Source organism: Streptomyces sp. NPDC048639 (genome assembly GCF_043199075.1).
GTDB lineage: Bacteria > Actinomycetota > Actinomycetes > Streptomycetales > Streptomycetaceae > Streptomyces.
Genome location: NZ_JBICVP010000003.1, coordinates 607,094 through 621,704 on the forward strand (window position 1 = coordinate 607,094; position 14,611 = coordinate 621,704).

Here is a 14,611-nt window from a genome sequence, read left to right on the forward strand (position 1 = left end):
ATGGCTACCGACACACCCACAGGCTCCGCGCCCAGCGAGGACGCGGTGCGCGCCGCGCTCGCCACGGTGAACGACCCGGAGATCCACCGCCCCATCACCGACCTGGGGATGGTCAAATCGGTGGAGATCGCGGCGGACGGGGCGGTGGCGGTCGGCATCTATCTGACGGTGTCCGGCTGTCCTCTGCGCGAGACCATCACGCGCGAGGTCACCGACGCGGTCTCGAACGTGGAGGGCGTCACCGGGGTCAGCGTCGATCTGGACGTGATGAGCGACGAGCAGCGCCGGGAGCTGGCGTCCTCGCTGCGCGGCGGGCAGGCCGAGCGCGAGGTGCCCTTCGCCAAGCCGGGCTCACTGACCCGGGTCTACGCGGTGGCCTCCGGCAAGGGCGGCGTCGGCAAGTCCTCGGTGACGGTCAACCTCGCTGCGGCCATGGCGCGGGACGGTCTGAAGGTCGGCGTCGTCGACGCGGACATCTACGGCCACTCGGTGCCCCGCATGCTGGGCGTGGAGGGCCGTCCCACCCAGGTCGAGAACATGATCATGCCGCCGTCCGCGAACGGCGTCAGCGTCATCTCCATCGGCATGTTCACCCCGGGCAACTCACCCGTGGTCTGGCGCGGTCCGATGCTGCACCGTGCCCTCCAGCAGTTCCTGGCCGACGTGTGGTGGGGCGACCTGGACGTCCTGCTGCTCGATCTGCCGCCGGGCACGGGCGACATCGCGATCTCGGTGGCCCAGCTCGTGCCGAACGCGGAGATCCTCGTGGTCACGACGCCTCAGCAGGCAGCGGCCGAAGTCGCCGAGCGCGCGGGGTCGATCGCGGTCCAGACCCACCAGAAGATCGTCGGCGTGGTCGAGAACATGTCGGGCATGCCCTGCCCGCACTGCGACGAGATCGTGGACGTCTTCGGCACGGGCGGCGGTCAGCGCGTGGCCGAGGGGCTGACGCGGACGACGGGCGCCGAGGTGCCGGTGCTGGGCTCCATCCCGATCGACGTACGGCTGCGGGAGGGCGGCGACGAGGGCAAGCCGATCGTCATCACCGACCCGGACTCCCCGGCCGGCAGCGCGCTGCGGTCGATCGCGGACAAGCTGGGCGGGCGGCAGCGCGGGCTGGCGGGCCTGTCTCTGGGCATCACGCCGCGCAACAAGTTCTGACCGGACGGAACGGACGAGGGGCCCGGTCCTGGGCAAGGACCGGGCCTTCCGTAGGCGTGCGGAGAGTCGCAACGGCGCGCGCCTACGCGTACGGCGGCGGGGTCGCGCGCTGCCGAGCGCTCCGCCGGACGGCCTCGCTCAGTGGTCGTACTCGGAGACGTCCTTGATCACCGAGAAGCCCAGACCGTACGCGCTCATTCCCCGCCCGTACGCCCCGATGTGCACCCCGCCGGAGCCGACGGACCCCGCGGGGTCCGTCGAACCCGCGAGCACCCAGCCGAACTCGGACTCGCGGTAGTGGAAACGCGTCGGAATGCCGTCCACCGGCAGCGACAGGGTCGTCCACTCGGAGCCGTCGATGTCTTCGGCGAGCTCCCAGGCGGCCGCGGTCTGCTGCACCAGCCACTCGTCCCGCAGATGGCGTTCGATCTGCGCGGGCCAGGTGCAGGCGATCAGCCCGGACCCCGCGAGCCCGGCCGCGGAGGAGACGGAGGTGGCGTCCATGACACCCGTGCCGTCCGCACTGTCGCGCACCGGGCGCCCGGCGACCGTGACGACCACGGCGAAACGCTGTTTGTCCTGCTCACCGTCGGCGCGCAGGGTGGGCTCCTCACCGTGTCCGGTGCAGCCGTGTTCGACCGTGCCGTCCGCGGCCGTGCCCACCTGCATCAGCCAGCGCGGTCCCGAGAACGCCTCGTCCAGCCCGTACCAAGGGAAATCCGCGAGCAGATAGCCGTCCAGGCTTCGGCGAACGCCCGCCAGATCCTCCTGGGGCGTTCTTCCGGCCTCCACATCGTCGGACGTGCTGGGCGCACTGAGCGCGCCCTGCGCCCCTACCCGACCCGTCGTGTCCATGTGCGTGGTGCCTCCTCGTTGCCCCTCCGTCTGAGGGCGGACCGCACAGGCGGTGTCACCCCGGACACTGGGAGGATAGCCACACTGGTCGGTTCAGTCGGACATACGGCGGGATCAGGTGGCGTCGGCGTCGAAGGGCGGACGTTCGCCGGGATCGAGGTCCTGACGCTTGCGGAGCAGGTCGGAACCGCCCGTCGACGACCCGCCCGACGATGACCCGCCTGCCGCAGAACGATCGCTCTCCCGGCCGTGCACCGAGTCCGCCACCTCCGACACCTCCTTGCGGAAGTCGAAGCCGTTGCGGATCTCCTTGATGCCGAGGTCGTCGTTGTCCGCGAGCTGCTTGCGGACGAACGTCTTGGGGTTCAGGTCCTCGAACTCGAAGTCCTTGAACTCGGGGCCGAGCTCGGTACGGATGTCCGCCTTGGCGTTCTCGGAGAAGTCACGGATCTTGCGGATGAAGCGCGAGACGTCCTGGATGACCTTGGGCAGCTTGTCCGGGCCAAAGACGAGCACGGCAAGGATCACGAGCGCGACCAGCTCGAGTGTGCCTATGTCATTGAACACCGTGCAGCTCCTTGAGAAGTCCGCCGCCCGCAGGTCGGTGAAGGTCCGGGCGCCGTCCACGGTACCCGCCGCCGTACGCCTGCCGGTACACCAGTGTGTGGTGCGGCCACCGGTACCACCGCATCAGCCGCCGCTCGCCGAGCCGAGGGTCAGTTCGAGGGAGCGCTCCTTGCCGTCCCGCTCCAGCGTGAGCTTCAGCCGGTCGCCGGGGCGGTGGCTGCGGATCTTCACGATCAGCTCCTCGCCGCTGTGCACGCGCGCGCCGTCCACCGCGGTGATGACGTCCCCGGGTTCGATCCCGGCCTCGTCGCCGGGGCCGCCGGGCTTGACCGGGGCACCGCCGCTGCGCTCGGCCCGGACGCGGGCGCCGTCGCCCGTGTACTCCAGGTCCAGCGTCACACCGATGACCGGGTGGGTGGCCCGGCCGGTGTTGATCAACTCCTCGGCGACCCGCTTGCCCTGGTTGATCGGGATGGCGAAGCCGAGGCCGATACTGCCGCCCTGGGCTCCGTCCAGGGCGCCCGAGCCGCTGTCCGCGGCCCGGATGGCGCTGTTGATACCGATGACGCGGCCTTTGGCGTCGACCAGCGGGCCACCGGAGTTGCCGGGGTTGATCGGGGCATCGGTCTGCAGCGCGTCGACGTAACTGATGTCGCTGCCGTCCCCCTTGTCGCCGCCCGCGGTGATCGGGCGCTCCTTGGCGCTTATGATGCCGGTGGTGACCGTGCCCGCCAGGTCGTACGGGGCGCCGATGGCGACGACCGGGTCACCGACACGTACGGCGTCGGAGTCCCCGAGCGGCAGCGGCTTGAGTCCCGAGACGCCGCGGACCCTGACCACGGCGAGGTCGTAGCCGGAGTCGCGGCCGACGATCTCGCCGCGGACCACCTCACCGCCCTTGAAGGTCACCGATATGTCGCCGCTGCGGGCGGCTGACTCCACGACATGGTTGTTGGTGAGGATGTGGCCCCGCCCATCGAGCACGAACCCGGTACCCGTCCCCTGCCGGCCCGCCCCCTCGACATGCAGGGTGACGACGCCGGGCAACGCGGCCCCGGCGATCCCGGCGACGCTCTGCGGATCGCGGTCGCGGTCGCCGGGTTCGGCGGCGGCCTGCGGCAGTTCGACCTCGGTGATGCCGCCGTTGCGCTCGATGTACGCGCCGATGCCGCCGCCGATGCCGCCGGCGACGAGCGCGAGCAGGGTCGCGCCGATGAGGAGGCCGCCACGGCGCGACGTCCGGCGCGGGGGCTCCAGCAGGGCGGGCGGGACGGCCGGCACGAGGCCGCCCGCCCGGACGGGCGAGGCGGCCCACGGGTCGTAACTCTGCCACTGGCCGGGGCTGTTGGCCGTGCTGGGCGGGAGCTGCTCGCCGGGCGCGGGCATCGGGGTGCCGTGCGCGGGGGTCGTCACCGGCCCGGCGGGCGCAGGCGGTCGGGTGCCGTGCGCGGGGGTCGTGTGGTGCGCCTGGTTCGGATGGTTCGGGTGTTGCGGCGGGGGCGCTTGGTGCTGCGGCCCGGTCACGGGGCCCGTGGGGTGCACGGGATCCGGGACGACGGGGGGTGCCTGCGTTCCCGGCGCGGTCGGCGGCAGTTGGCCGGGGACGGCCTGCCCGTCCGCCGGCGGGACCGGCGTCCCGTGGGCGGGTGTGGTGGCGGGGTGCTGCACGGGCGGCGCCGGGGCCCAGGGGCCCGGCTGTCCGTACGGCGGCGTGCCGTAGGGGTCAGGTGCGTGCCGCGGCTGCGGCAGGTCGGGCGGGGATGCCGGCGCCGCGGCATCACTCGCCGTGGGGGCATCTGCCGTGGGGGCATCTACCGTGGGGCGGGCGGGAGTTGTGGAGACGGCCGTCGCCGCATCGTCGGTGGCGTGCACTGCGGGCGCCTGCGCGACAGACCCGTCCGGGACGGCGGCGCCGACCGGCGCCTGTGCCTGTACGTGTGCCTGGGCCTGGGCCTGTACCGCCTCGGAGTCACCGGGCTCGGTCGGGGCTACGGCACCGGAGCCCTGATCCGGCTGGGAACCCGGAGTACGCCGGGGCCGACTCCACCACTTCGGTTTCGGCTCGGTGGCCTTCCCCTCGTCCATGCTCTCCCCACCGTTCACCCGTGCCCGGCGGCGCGGGCCGTCTCGCCAACTGGTCCGCACCAGCGGCCCGGTGGCGATTCAATCAGGTCACGCCGCCCCGGCGCAGGCACCCTGCGCCGGGCACCAGCGCCGATGCGCACCGTGCGGACCCGCCGCTTCCGGTGGCTCAGTGCTCCGGAGTGGAGGACGGCAGCGCCACATGACCCCGCGCCGGGGCCGAGGGCGTACCCGCCGGGGAGACCTCGAGGGCGGTGCTCCGCGCATCGGTGGTCGTAGGGGCGACGAGCGGGGCCAGACCACCGGTCGTCGGCAGCATCGGCGGGAAGTAGTGATGCCGCACGCCGAACAGGGGGTGAACGGTCGTCTGCGCGCCGCCCGCCGTGGCAGGTGCGGACAGCAGAGAAGGACGGCCGCCGGAAGCAGAGGCCGCCAGCAGTGCGTCACCGCCCTGTACGGAGGCGCTGTTGCCCGCTGCCTCGGCCGTACGCACCGGGGTCGCGGTCGCGCCCGGATCGCGTTCGCCCCGTCCCGTGGCAGACTCGACCGCCGCTTCCAGTGGCAGGGCTCCGCCGAGCGCGAGCGCGGCCAGCGAGACCGCACCGGCCGCGGCGAAGGCGAACCGCCTGCCGCGCGAGGCCGACCGCTCGACGTCATGGATACGGAAGGCGCTCCTGGAACGTCCGTGGTCCCCCGCGGGGACATAGGCGAAGCCGCCCGAACGCACGCCGAAGACTCCGCCGGAGCCGAAGGAGCCCTCCGTCCCCGGGCCGCCCGGGGTCCCCGGACCGTCGTCACCGGCGCCGGGCAGTCCCTGCAGACGGGCGAGCAGCCCTTCCGAGGGGGGCGGTGGTGCGGTCTCCGCGAAGACGCTCTTCAGCCGCCGCTGAGCGTCGGCCTCCGCTTTGCACTTCGCGCAGGTCGCCAGATGCGCGAGCACCCGCTCGCGCGCGTCGTGCTCGAGCTCCCCGTCGACCAGCGCGGCGAGGCGGTCGCCCAAGTGCTGCTCGGCGTGGCTCGTGCCGCCGGATCCGGTCACGCCGTCCCGCCCTCCTCGGTGCCCCCCGGGACGACGGTGGCGAGAGAGCGCTGCTGCTCCGCACGGGCCTCGGGGGACCGGTGCTTGAGCGCCTTGCGCAGGTGGGAACGGCCACGGTGGATCCGGCTGCGGACGGTGCCGAGCTTGACGCCCAGAGTCGCGGCGATCTCCTCGTACGACAGCCCCTCGATGTCGCAGAGGACGACGGCGGCGCGGAATTCCGGCGCGAGGGTGTCGAGCGCCTGCTGCACATCGGCGTCGAAGTGGCTGTCGTGGAAGTGCTGCTGAGGCGAGGGCTCACGGCTGGCGAGCCGCTCGGCGGCGTCGTCACCGAGCGCGTCGAAGCGGATGCGCTGGCGACGCCGGACCATGTCCAGGAAGAGATTGGTGGTGATGCGGTGCAGCCAGCCCTCGAACGTGCCGGGCGTGTACGTGGACAGCGAGCGGAAGACCCGGACGAAGACCTCCTGGGTGAGGTCCTCGGCGTCGTGCTGGTTCCCGGTCAGGCGGTACGCCAGGCGGTAGACCCGTGCGCTGTGCGTGCTGACGATCTCCTCCCAGGTGGGAGGCGTCCACGCCTGCGCAGCCGCTTCGTCACCGAAAGACGCTGCAGTGGAGAAAGTCGCGGTCGTCGGTGCGGAGTCGGTGGTGGCGCCGGAACGCTCAGCGGTGTTGGTCACGGATTTCGGCTCGCCGGCCGACCTGCGAAAGCGCCTCAGCACTCCTCGGTCACCCGCCGCAGCCGCACCTCCCCTGTCGGCTCTGGTGGTGTCCAGTAGAGCCCCTACCATATCCACCTCGCCCGTTAGCTCCGGATAAGGATCTTTGACCCTCATTTTCGCCACCGCTCCCCCGACCCTTTTCTTTTCCCCCGCCTCTTGTAACGCCCGGTGCCATCTGCGGGTTCCCGTGCCAGCGGATACAGTCACGGGTGCGTCAACTACGGGGACAGGAGAGGGTCATTACCGGCAACCGGCAGACGAGCTGGGCGTTCGCCGATGCGTTCGTCGCCGAGGACGAGGCACTGCGCTGGGCCCGTGACCGGGCCAGGGAGGCAGGCCTGCGCTCGGTGTCGGCCGGCACCGGCGCTGCGCTGCGCCTGCTCGCCGCCGCCGCGGACGCCAAGGCCGTGGCCGAAATCGGGACCGGCACCGGCGTTTCCGGCATCCATCTTCTGCACGGTATGCGACCCGACGGCGTGCTGACCACCGTCGACACCGAGCCCGAGCGGCAGCAGTTCGCGCGGCAGGCCTTCCGGGCCGCGGGCTTCGCCGGGAACCGTGCGCGCTTCATCCCGGGGAGCGCTCTCGACGTCCTCCCCCGCCTCGCGGACGGCGGGTACGACCTCGTCTTCTGCGACGGCGACCGGATGGAGTGCCTCGACTACCTCGCCGAATCGCTGCGCCTGCTGCGGCAGGGCGGACTGGTGATCTTCGAGGGCGTCTTCGCGGACGGCCGGACCGTGGACTCCGCGGCCCAGCCCGCCGAGATCCAGCGACTGCGCGAACTGCTCCGGGCCGTAAGGGAGAGCACGGCTCTGCTGCCGTCGCTGCTGCCGGTCGGCGACGGCTTGCTCTGCGCGGTCAAGCGCGGCTGACGCGCACCTCGGAACACCGCGGATCCACTTCCCCCTGCACGCCCCAGCGGCACGTACGGCATCTCGTGCGACGACGGGCCGAGCACGACACCTCGCGCTCGGGGCCGAGCATGACACCTCGCGCTCCCCATGGGCACGCACGACACCTCGCGCTCCCCATGGGCACGTACGACGTCCATGCCCCGGCGGGCACGTACGACGCTGCCCCGGCGGACGCCGCACGCGAGCGTTTGCGCGGCGTCCGCCGGGGCAGCGGAAGTGGTGTGGCCCTGTGCCCTAGCCGACGACCTTCTTCAGGGCGTCGCCGAGCGCGTCGGCCTCGTCCGGTGTCAGCTCGACGACGAGCCGACCGCCGCCTTCGAGCGGAACGCGCATGACGATGCCCCGCCCCTCCTTGGTCACCTCGAGCGGGCCGTCACCCGTCCGCGGCTTCATGGCCGCCATGCTCGTTCCCCTTCCTGAAACCAGCTCATCTCAGCCGACGGCCCCATGACAGGCAGCGTCACCGGCATCGAACACATTGCTTCCAGGCCATTATCCCGCATCGCAGGACCCGATGACCAACATCGGTATGCATCCCTTCTGCAACGCGCTTTCACAAAACCACTCAATTCGGCGATCGAGCTGCGATACTTCGCGCCCCCTCGCCCCACGCACGACCCGGTCGGTTTGACGCAGGTCACATGTCCGGCGCCGACGATCTCCGCCATGCTGTGGGTGACCGACCGCTCACGACGTAGGCCGCCCGAGCCGCAGAGGGCGGCACCACCACTACGAAGGGGACCACTCCATGGCCGACACCGTGCTGTACGAGGTGACCGACGGGCTCGCGACGATCACGCTGAACCGTCCGGACGCCATGAACGCACTGAACATCGACACCAAGGTCGCCCTCCGCGACAGCCTGCGGCAGGCCGCGGACGACCCGGCCGTGCGAGCCGTCCTCCTCATCGGGACGGGCCGTGCGTTCTGCGTCGGCCAGGACCTCAAGGAGCACATCGGCCTGCTGGCAACGGCTCATGAGACCGGTACCGGCGACACGATGACCACCGTGCGCGAGCACTACAACCCCATCGTCAAGGCGATCACGGAGATGCCGAAGCCCGTCGTGGCCGGGGTCAACGGGGTGGCGGCCGGCGCAGGAGCGGGCTTCGCGTTCGCCGCGGACTACCGCGTGGTCGCGGACACCGCCGCGTTCAACACCTCCTTCGCCGGGGTCGCCCTGACCGCCGACTCCGGTGTCTCGTGGACCCTGCCGCGGCTGATCGGCGCGGGCCGGGCGGCGGACCTGCTCCTCTTCCCGCGCAACGTACCCGCCCAGGAAGCCCTGGAGCTGGGCATCGTCAACAAGCTGGTGCCGGCGGACGACCTCGTCGCCGAGGCCACCGCCATCGCGCGCCGCCTGGCCGAGGGGCCGACCGCCGCGTACGCCGCGATCAAGGCCTCGCTCGCCCACGGTGCCGCGCACTCGCTGAGCGAGACGCTGGAGAAGGAGGACGAACTCCAGACGCTGGCCGGAGCGTCGGAGGACCACCGGATCGCGGTGGAGGCGTTCGTGAAGAAGGAGAAGCCGGTCTACCTGGGGCGCTGAACTCCCGGCTGCCGAAGGGGCTCCCGCTTCTGCGGGAGCCCTTCGCGTGGGGCTTTGAGAGGCCCGCGCGGAGGGGACCGTGCGTACGGAGGGCGTACGGAGGCCCCTGCGCATCTCAGGCGCGGGCGCCCCGCGCGACGCAGTCCACCAGATGATCGTCGACCAGACCGCAGGCCTGCATCAGTGCGTAGGCCGTGGTCGGTCCGACGAAGCGGAAGCCGCGCTTCTTGAGGTCCTTGGACAGCGCCGTGGACTCGGGCGTGGTCGCGGGGACGTCCGCGAGCGTGCGGGGCGCGGGGCGCTGCGCCGGGTCGGGGGCGTACGACCAGATCAGGGCGTCGAGTTCGCCCGCGCCGAGTTCGGCGGCGATCCGTGCGTTGGCGATCGACGCCTCGATCTTCGCGCGGTTGCGGATGATCGAGGTGTCACCGAGCAGCCGCTCGGCGTCGGCCTCGGTGAAGGCGGCGACGGCGGGGATGGAGAAGCCCTTGAAGGCGGTGCGGAAGCCCTCGCGGCGGCGCAGGATCGTCAGCCAGGACAGACCGGACTGGAACGCCTCCAGGCACAGCCGCTCGAAGAGCTCGTCGTCCCCGTGCAGCGGACGGCCCCATTCGGTGTCGTGGTAGGGCACGTAGTCCTCGGCCGACAGACCCCAGGGGCAGCGCAGTCGGCCGTCGGGACCCGCGACGGCACCGGACGGCGCGCTCATGCGTGGTTCCCCTCGTCGCCGCGGCGCTCGTCGCGCGTCGGGCCGCCGCCGTCGAAGCGGCCGTACTCGTCGTGCCCGTACTCGTCGTGGCCGCCGCGCGCGCCGTAGCCGCCCGCGCTGCCGTACCCGCCGTACTCGTCGCCCCCGTCGTGGTCCTTCAGCAGCGAGTTGCCGCCCATCGCGGACGCCTGGACCCCGGCGAGCGCGGCCTCCAGCTCGGCGATCCGCGCGTCCCGCTCGGCCAGTTCGGCGCCGAGGCGGCCGAGGACGTCGTCGACGCTCGTCATGCGGTAGCCGCGGACGGTCGTCGGCAGGCGCAGCACCTCCAGGTCGGCCCGCGCGACGGGCCGGTCCTTGGGCAGGGTGTCGTCGAGCCGGTCGGGCTCCGCCTCGGGCAGCGCCACCCCGTCGTCACCCCCGACCACGACGAGCGTGACCGTGGCGACCACCGCGACCAGCGCGATGAGCAGGAACCAGAACACGACGATCTCCCCGGAGCAATCCGTATTGAACCTGTAGGGACGATCGTGCCACGCCGACCGGCCCCGCGGTCCTGCCGGGCGACGTGCCGGGGCAGGCGTTAGGGTCTCTCGCGGGCCGGTCCCGAGCGTCGGGCGGCCCGAGGAGGTTGACGCGTGGTGCTGCGGCTGGGGACGCGCGAGTTCGGTGAGCACGAACCGGTGATCATGGCGATCGTCAACCGGACTCCGGACTCCTTCTACGACCAGGGCTCGACCTTTCGCGACGAGCCCGCGCTCGCGCGCGTCGAGCAGGCGGTGTCCGAAGGCGCGGCGATCATCGACATCGGCGGGGTCAAGGCGGGCCCGGGCGACGACGTGTCCGTCGACGAGGAGACGCGCCGTACGGTCGGCTTCGTCGCCGAGGTCCGCAAGCGCCACCCGGACGTGGTGATCAGCATCGACACCTGGCGCCACGAGGTCGGCGAGGCGGCCTGCGATGCGGGCGCGGATCTGCTCAACGACGCCTGGGGCGGCGTGGACCCGAAGCTCGCCGAGGTCGCCGCCCGCCACGGCGCGGGCCTGGTCTGCACACACGCGGGCGGTGTGAAGCCGCGCACGCGTCCGCACCGGATCCGCTACGACGACGTGGTGGCGGACATCCTCCGGGTCACGACCGCACTCGCCGAGCGCGCGGCCGGGCTGGGTGTGCGCAGCGACGGCATCCTCATCGACCCCGGGCACGACTTCGGCAAGAACACCCGGCATTCGCTGGAGGCGACGCGCAGGCTCGGGGAGATGACGGCGACCGGCTGGCCGGTACTGGTGTCGCTGTCGAACAAGGACTTCGTGGGCGAGACCCTCGACCGCCCCGTCAAGGAGCGGCTGACGGGCACGCTCGCGACCACCGCGGTCTCGGCCTGGCTCGGTGCGCGGGTCTACCGGGTGCACGAGGTGGCCGAGACCCGGCAGGTGCTCGACATGGTCGCCTCGATCCAGGGCCACCGGCCCCCGGCGGTCGCCCGCCGGGGTCTCGCCTGAGACCGGCGCCGCCTGCGGGACAGGTCGCCGCCTGCGGGGAGAGGTCGCCGACCGCGGGCAGGTCGCCGGCTCCGCGTCGGGCGACGGCTCCGAGAACGGGCACCAGCTGCGGGACGGGCTCAGCCTCCCGTCGGGCGCCGGCCCCATGACGGGTGCGCCCCGGCAGGCTCCGCCTCGGCTGGCCGGGCTCGCGGCGGAGCCCGGGCCTCAGAGGGCCCCGGACTCCTTGGTCACCAGCGTGACGGCCTCGTCGATGTCGTCGGTGAGGTGGAAGAGCTCCAGGTCCTTCCCCGACGCCTTGCCCTCGGCGATCACGGTCCCGCGCACCCAGTCGACCAGGCCCTTCCAGTACTCCGTGCCGAACAGCACGATCGGGAACCGCGTCACCTTCTGGGTCTGGACGAGCGTCAGCGCCTCGAACAGCTCGTCCAGCGTGCCGAAGCCGCCCGGCAGCACGATGAAGCCCTGCGCGTACTTCACGAACATCGTCTTGCGGACGAAGAAGTAGCGGAAGTTCACGCCGATGTCGACGAAGCGGTTGAACCCCTGCTCGTACGGCAGCTCGATGCCGAGGCCTACGGAGACGCCGCCGGCCTCGCAGGCCCCGCGGTTCGCCGCCTCCATGGCGCCCGGGCCGCCGCCGGTGATCACCCCGAATCCGGCGCCCACCAGGGCCTTGCCCAGGCGCACCCCGGCCGCGTAGTCGGGCGAGTCCTCCGGGGTGCGGGCGGAGCCGAACACGCTGATGGCGGGCCCCAGTTCGGCGAGCGCGCCGAACCCCTCGACGAACTCCGACTGGATCCGCATGACGCGCCAGGGATCCTGGTGCACCCAGTCGGATGGGCCCTGGGTGTCCAGCAGCCGCTGGTCCGTCGTGGTGGGCTGCATCTGGCCGCGGCGGCGCATGACGGGACCGAGGCGCTGCTCGTGCCACGCGGCCTGCTGCTCGCGCTGGTCCTGCTGCTCGTTCCGCGCCTTCTGCTGGAGAGCATCCTGCTCGCGGGCCTCTCGGGCTCCCTCGGCGTTGTTCATGGTGTGCTCCCTCCGCATCGTGCCCTCGCCCCGGGCGAGGTCGTTCAGTGCAGGGTACGCACCCGGAGGTGACGTCCTGCGGAACTCAGCTGGTCAGCCAGGCGCGCAGCTTGTTTTCCGCTTCGAGTACGGCGGCGGTCGCCACATGCTCCTCGCGGGTGTGGGCGAGCTTGGGGTCGCCGGGCCCGTAGTTCACCGCGGGCACGCCGAGCCCGGAGAAGCGGGCCACATCGGTCCAGCCGTACTTCGGCGCCGGTTCCGTGCCGATGGCCTCGACGAACGCCGCGGCGGCCGGGTCGGACAGACCGGGCAGGGCACCGGGGGCCGAGTCGGTGAGGACGACCGTGTAGCCCTCGAAGACCTCCTGGACGTGGGCGAGTGCCTCCTCCTCGCTGCGGTCGGGCGCGAAGCGGAAGTTGACGGTCACGGCGCAGGAGTCGGGGATGACGTTGCCCGCGTGGCCGCCGTCGACCATCACCGCGTTCAGGCCCTCGCGGTAGGTGAGGCCGTCGATGTCCACGTTCCGCGGCTCGTAGGCGGCGAGACGGGCGAGGACGGGTGCTGCCTTGTGGATGGCGTTCTCGCCGAGCCAGCTCCGCGCGGAGTGGGCACGGCGGCCGGTGGTCTCGACGCGGGCCCGCAGGGTGCCCTGGCAGCCGCCCTCGACCTTGGTGTCGGTGGGCTCCAGCAGGACGGCGAAGTCGGCGGTGAGCCAGTCCGGGTGGTTCTCGGCGAGCCGCTTCAGGCCGTTGAGCTCGGCCGCGACCTCCTCGTTGTCGTAGAAGACGAACGTGAGGTCGCGATTGGGCTCGGGGACGGTGGCGGCCACCCTGAGCTGGACCGCGACGCCGGACTTCATGTCGGAGGTGCCGCAGCCCCACAGGACACCGTGCGCGTCGAGCCGCGAGGGGACGTTGTGCGCGATGGGCACGGTGTCGATGTGACCCGCGAGCAGGACGCGCTCCGTGCGCCCGAGGTCCGTACGGGCCACGATCGCGTTCCCGTCCCGGTCGACGGTCAGGTGCGGCAGCATGCGCAGCTCGGACTCGATCGCGTCGGCGAGCGCCTTCTCGTCGCCGCTCTCGGAGCGGAAGTCGACGAGCTGAGCGGTCAGGGCGGCGGCGTCCACGGACAGGTCGAGGGTGGGTTGATCCATGCGCCGACCATAGCCCGTCGATGTCGCTCGTCACGGCGCGGGAAGTTCCCTGCCGGTACCGTGGGCACGTGTCCGAGCCGACCTCAACCGCCCGTCGCTCACGCCTCATCCGTATCGGCGCGGCGTGTGCTGTTCTGCTGGCGTTGGCGGGCTATCTGATCGTGCAGTTCTCCACCGGCGGACCGGGCGCACCGCACTGCGTCGTCAGGGGCCCGGGCGAGGACGGCGGCACCTACCGTATGGAGCCCGAGCAGGCGGACAACGCGGCGACGATCGAGGCCGTGGGCTCCTCGCGCCGCCTCCCCGAGCGGGCGATCACCATCGCCCTCGCCACGGCCATGCAGGAGTCGGGCCTGCGCAACATCGACTACGGCGACCGGGACTCGCTCGGGCTCTTCCAGCAGCGGCCCTCGCAGGGCTGGGGCGACACGCGGCAGATCCGGGACCCCGTCTACGCGGCCGGGAAGTTCTACGACCACCTGGTGAAGGTGGACGGTTACGCATCGCTGCCGCTGACCGAGGCCGCGCAGCGGGTGCAGCGCAGCGGCTACCCGAGGGCGTACGCCAAGCACGAGCCGGACGCCGTCCTGCTCTCCTCGGCGCTGACGGGGCGCGCGGCGGCGGCCTTCACCTGTACGACGGCCTCGGACGCCGAGCGCCCCGGCAACCCGGCGCGGGTGCGGGCCGAGCTCGTCCGGGAGTTCGGCGCCGGTGTGCTGCCCGGCGCGGAGGCGGCGGCTGCGGAGCCGCGGGGCGGGTCGGGCCGCGGGACGAGCCGGGCGGGTGCAGACCCGGTGATCGCCGTACCGGTCGGCGCCGCGGTGAGAGGGGGCGGATCCGAGCGGCGCGGCTGGGAGCTGGCCCACTGGGCGGTGGCCCACTCCTCCGAGCTGCGCATCGCTCAGGTCTCCTATGCAGGCCGGATCTGGACGGCACGTGAATCCGGAAAGGGCTGGCACACGGCGGACGGAAAATCCGACGCGGAGAAATCCCGGAGTGCGGACGCGGTCCTCATCCGTACCGCGCAATAGTGCGAGCGGGCACTCGAAAGCGGTACGGGATCTCGCTTTCTCCGCAGGGCAGGACAGCGCGCCGCGCCCCCTCTCCTTTTCTTCTCAATTCCCTTGCACACCAAGAGAATTGACGATTCATCAGCACCAACTCCCGCTCCTCGTTTGCCCGTTTTTATCCACAGCGGATAATGCGACGCGTTGCCAACTCTTTACTCCCGGGCGCCGCAACCTTCGCGCTCCTCACGCGGTAGTCACTGCGTCCGCACCGCGGGCACCGCACCACCAGACAGAAGCGCAAGCCTCTCTCCGC

15 protein-coding genes are annotated in these 14,611 nt (G+C 72.0%); 5 read left to right on the forward strand and 10 right to left on the reverse strand.

Features of this window, described 5'->3' with window-relative positions; all coding sequences use genetic code 11:
* Positions 1–1,161, forward strand: a complete 1,161-nt coding sequence (locus ACGFNH_RS10935) for an Mrp/NBP35 family ATP-binding protein (protein WP_393652722.1) — start codon at positions 1–3, stop codon at positions 1,159–1,161.
* Positions 1,162–1,299: 138 nt separating this feature from the next.
* On the opposite strand, the gene ACGFNH_RS10940 is transcribed toward ACGFNH_RS10935, so the two are convergent.
* The 5 genes from ACGFNH_RS10940 to sigE form a co-directional block, all read right to left on the reverse strand.
* Positions 1,300–2,016, reverse strand: coding sequence for a hypothetical protein (locus ACGFNH_RS10940; protein WP_393652723.1), 717 nt, complete (start codon positions 2,014–2,016; stop codon positions 1,300–1,302).
* A gap of 114 nt (positions 2,017–2,130) precedes the next feature.
* Positions 2,131–2,583, reverse strand: a complete 453-nt coding sequence (locus ACGFNH_RS10945) for a sec-independent translocase (protein WP_393652724.1) — start codon at positions 2,581–2,583, stop codon at positions 2,131–2,133.
* 123 nt (positions 2,584–2,706) lie between these two features.
* A complete protein-coding gene (locus ACGFNH_RS10950; RefSeq protein WP_393652725.1) occupies positions 2,707–3,996 on the reverse strand; it encodes a S1C family serine protease in 1,290 nt (429 codons plus the stop codon).
* Between the two features lie 838 nt (positions 3,997–4,834).
* Complete coding sequence (locus ACGFNH_RS10955; protein ID WP_393652726.1) at positions 4,835–5,704, reverse strand: anti-sigma factor family protein; 870 nt, start codon at positions 5,702–5,704, stop codon at positions 4,835–4,837.
* Positions 5,701–6,495, reverse strand: a complete 795-nt coding sequence (gene sigE / locus ACGFNH_RS10960; protein ID WP_360851912.1) for an RNA polymerase sigma factor SigE — start codon at positions 6,493–6,495, stop codon at positions 5,701–5,703. Before sigE ends, ACGFNH_RS10955 begins: the two co-directional genes overlap by 4 nt.
* 140 nt (positions 6,496–6,635) lie before the next feature.
* On the opposite strand from sigE, the gene ACGFNH_RS10965 reads away from it, so the two are divergent.
* The gene (locus ACGFNH_RS10965) at positions 6,636–7,301 is read left to right on the forward strand and encodes an O-methyltransferase (RefSeq protein WP_393652727.1); all 666 of its coding nucleotides are present in this window, start codon (positions 6,636–6,638) and stop codon (positions 7,299–7,301) included.
* 276 nt (positions 7,302–7,577) lie between these two features.
* Here the strand turns inward: ACGFNH_RS10965 and ACGFNH_RS10970 are convergent, their stop codons facing one another.
* Positions 7,578–7,745 carry a DUF3117 domain-containing protein gene (locus ACGFNH_RS10970; RefSeq protein WP_003966491.1) on the reverse strand — a complete coding sequence of 56 codons (168 nt, stop codon included), beginning with the start codon at positions 7,743–7,745 and terminating at the stop codon, positions 7,578–7,580.
* A 346-nt stretch (positions 7,746–8,091) separates the two neighbouring features.
* Between ACGFNH_RS10970 and ACGFNH_RS10975 the strand changes: the two genes are divergently transcribed.
* Positions 8,092–8,892: an enoyl-CoA hydratase/isomerase family protein gene (locus ACGFNH_RS10975; protein WP_393652728.1), complete on the forward strand. Its 801-nt coding sequence runs from the start codon at positions 8,092–8,094 to the stop codon at positions 8,890–8,892.
* Between the two features lie 115 nt (positions 8,893–9,007).
* On the opposite strand, the gene ACGFNH_RS10980 is transcribed toward ACGFNH_RS10975, so the two are convergent.
* On the reverse strand, positions 9,008–9,601 hold the full coding sequence (locus ACGFNH_RS10980; protein ID WP_393652729.1) for a DNA-3-methyladenine glycosylase I: 594 nt from the start codon (positions 9,599–9,601) through the stop codon (positions 9,008–9,010).
* A complete protein-coding gene (locus ACGFNH_RS10985; protein ID WP_393652730.1) occupies positions 9,598–10,083 on the reverse strand; it encodes a cell division protein DivIVA in 486 nt (161 codons plus the stop codon). Before ACGFNH_RS10985 ends, ACGFNH_RS10980 begins: the two co-directional genes overlap by 4 nt.
* Before the next feature lie 204 nt (positions 10,084–10,287).
* Here ACGFNH_RS10985 and folP point away from each other — a divergent pair, with 204 nt between their 5' ends.
* A complete protein-coding gene (folP, locus tag ACGFNH_RS10990; protein WP_393652933.1) occupies positions 10,288–11,100 on the forward strand; it encodes a dihydropteroate synthase in 813 nt (270 codons plus the stop codon).
* A gap of 207 nt (positions 11,101–11,307) precedes the next feature.
* Here the strand turns inward: folP and ACGFNH_RS10995 are convergent, their stop codons facing one another.
* Positions 11,308–12,006 carry a TIGR00730 family Rossman fold protein gene (locus ACGFNH_RS10995; protein ID WP_393652934.1) on the reverse strand — a complete coding sequence of 233 codons (699 nt, stop codon included), beginning with the start codon at positions 12,004–12,006 and terminating at the stop codon, positions 11,308–11,310.
* Between the two features lie 211 nt (positions 12,007–12,217).
* The gene (dapE, locus tag ACGFNH_RS11000) at positions 12,218–13,288 is read right to left on the reverse strand and encodes a succinyl-diaminopimelate desuccinylase (RefSeq protein WP_393652731.1); all 1,071 of its coding nucleotides are present in this window, start codon (positions 13,286–13,288) and stop codon (positions 12,218–12,220) included.
* 20 nt (positions 13,289–13,308) lie between these two features.
* On the opposite strand from dapE, the gene ACGFNH_RS11005 reads away from it, so the two are divergent.
* On the forward strand, positions 13,309–14,319 hold the full coding sequence (locus ACGFNH_RS11005; protein ID WP_393652732.1) for a hypothetical protein: 1,011 nt from the start codon (positions 13,309–13,311) through the stop codon (positions 14,317–14,319).
* Positions 14,320–14,611: the final 292 nt, after the last annotated feature.

Coding starts and splice junctions, on each gene's coding strand:
- ACGFNH_RS10935 (WP_393652722.1), top strand. CDS start 1: ATGGCTACCGACACACCCACAGGCTCCGCGCCCAGCGAGGACGCGGTG.
- ACGFNH_RS10940 (WP_393652723.1), bottom strand. CDS start 2,016: ATGGACACGACGGGTCGGGTAGGGGCGCAGGGCGCGCTCAGTGCGCCC.
- sigE (WP_360851912.1), bottom strand. CDS start 6,495: ATGGTAGGGGCTCTACTGGACACCACCAGAGCCGACAGGGGAGGTGCG.
- ACGFNH_RS10970 (WP_003966491.1), bottom strand. CDS start 7,745: ATGGCGGCCATGAAGCCGCGGACGGGTGACGGCCCGCTCGAGGTGACC.
- ACGFNH_RS10975 (WP_393652728.1), top strand. CDS start 8,092: ATGGCCGACACCGTGCTGTACGAGGTGACCGACGGGCTCGCGACGATC.
- ACGFNH_RS10980 (WP_393652729.1), bottom strand. CDS start 9,601: ATGAGCGCGCCGTCCGGTGCCGTCGCGGGTCCCGACGGCCGACTGCGC.
- folP (WP_393652933.1), top strand. CDS start 10,288: ATGGCGATCGTCAACCGGACTCCGGACTCCTTCTACGACCAGGGCTCG.
- ACGFNH_RS10995 (WP_393652934.1), bottom strand. CDS start 12,006: ATGCGCCGCCGCGGCCAGATGCAGCCCACCACGACGGACCAGCGGCTG.
- dapE (WP_393652731.1), bottom strand. CDS start 13,288: ATGGATCAACCCACCCTCGACCTGTCCGTGGACGCCGCCGCCCTGACC.
- ACGFNH_RS11005 (WP_393652732.1), top strand. CDS start 13,309: ATGTCGCTCGTCACGGCGCGGGAAGTTCCCTGCCGGTACCGTGGGCAC.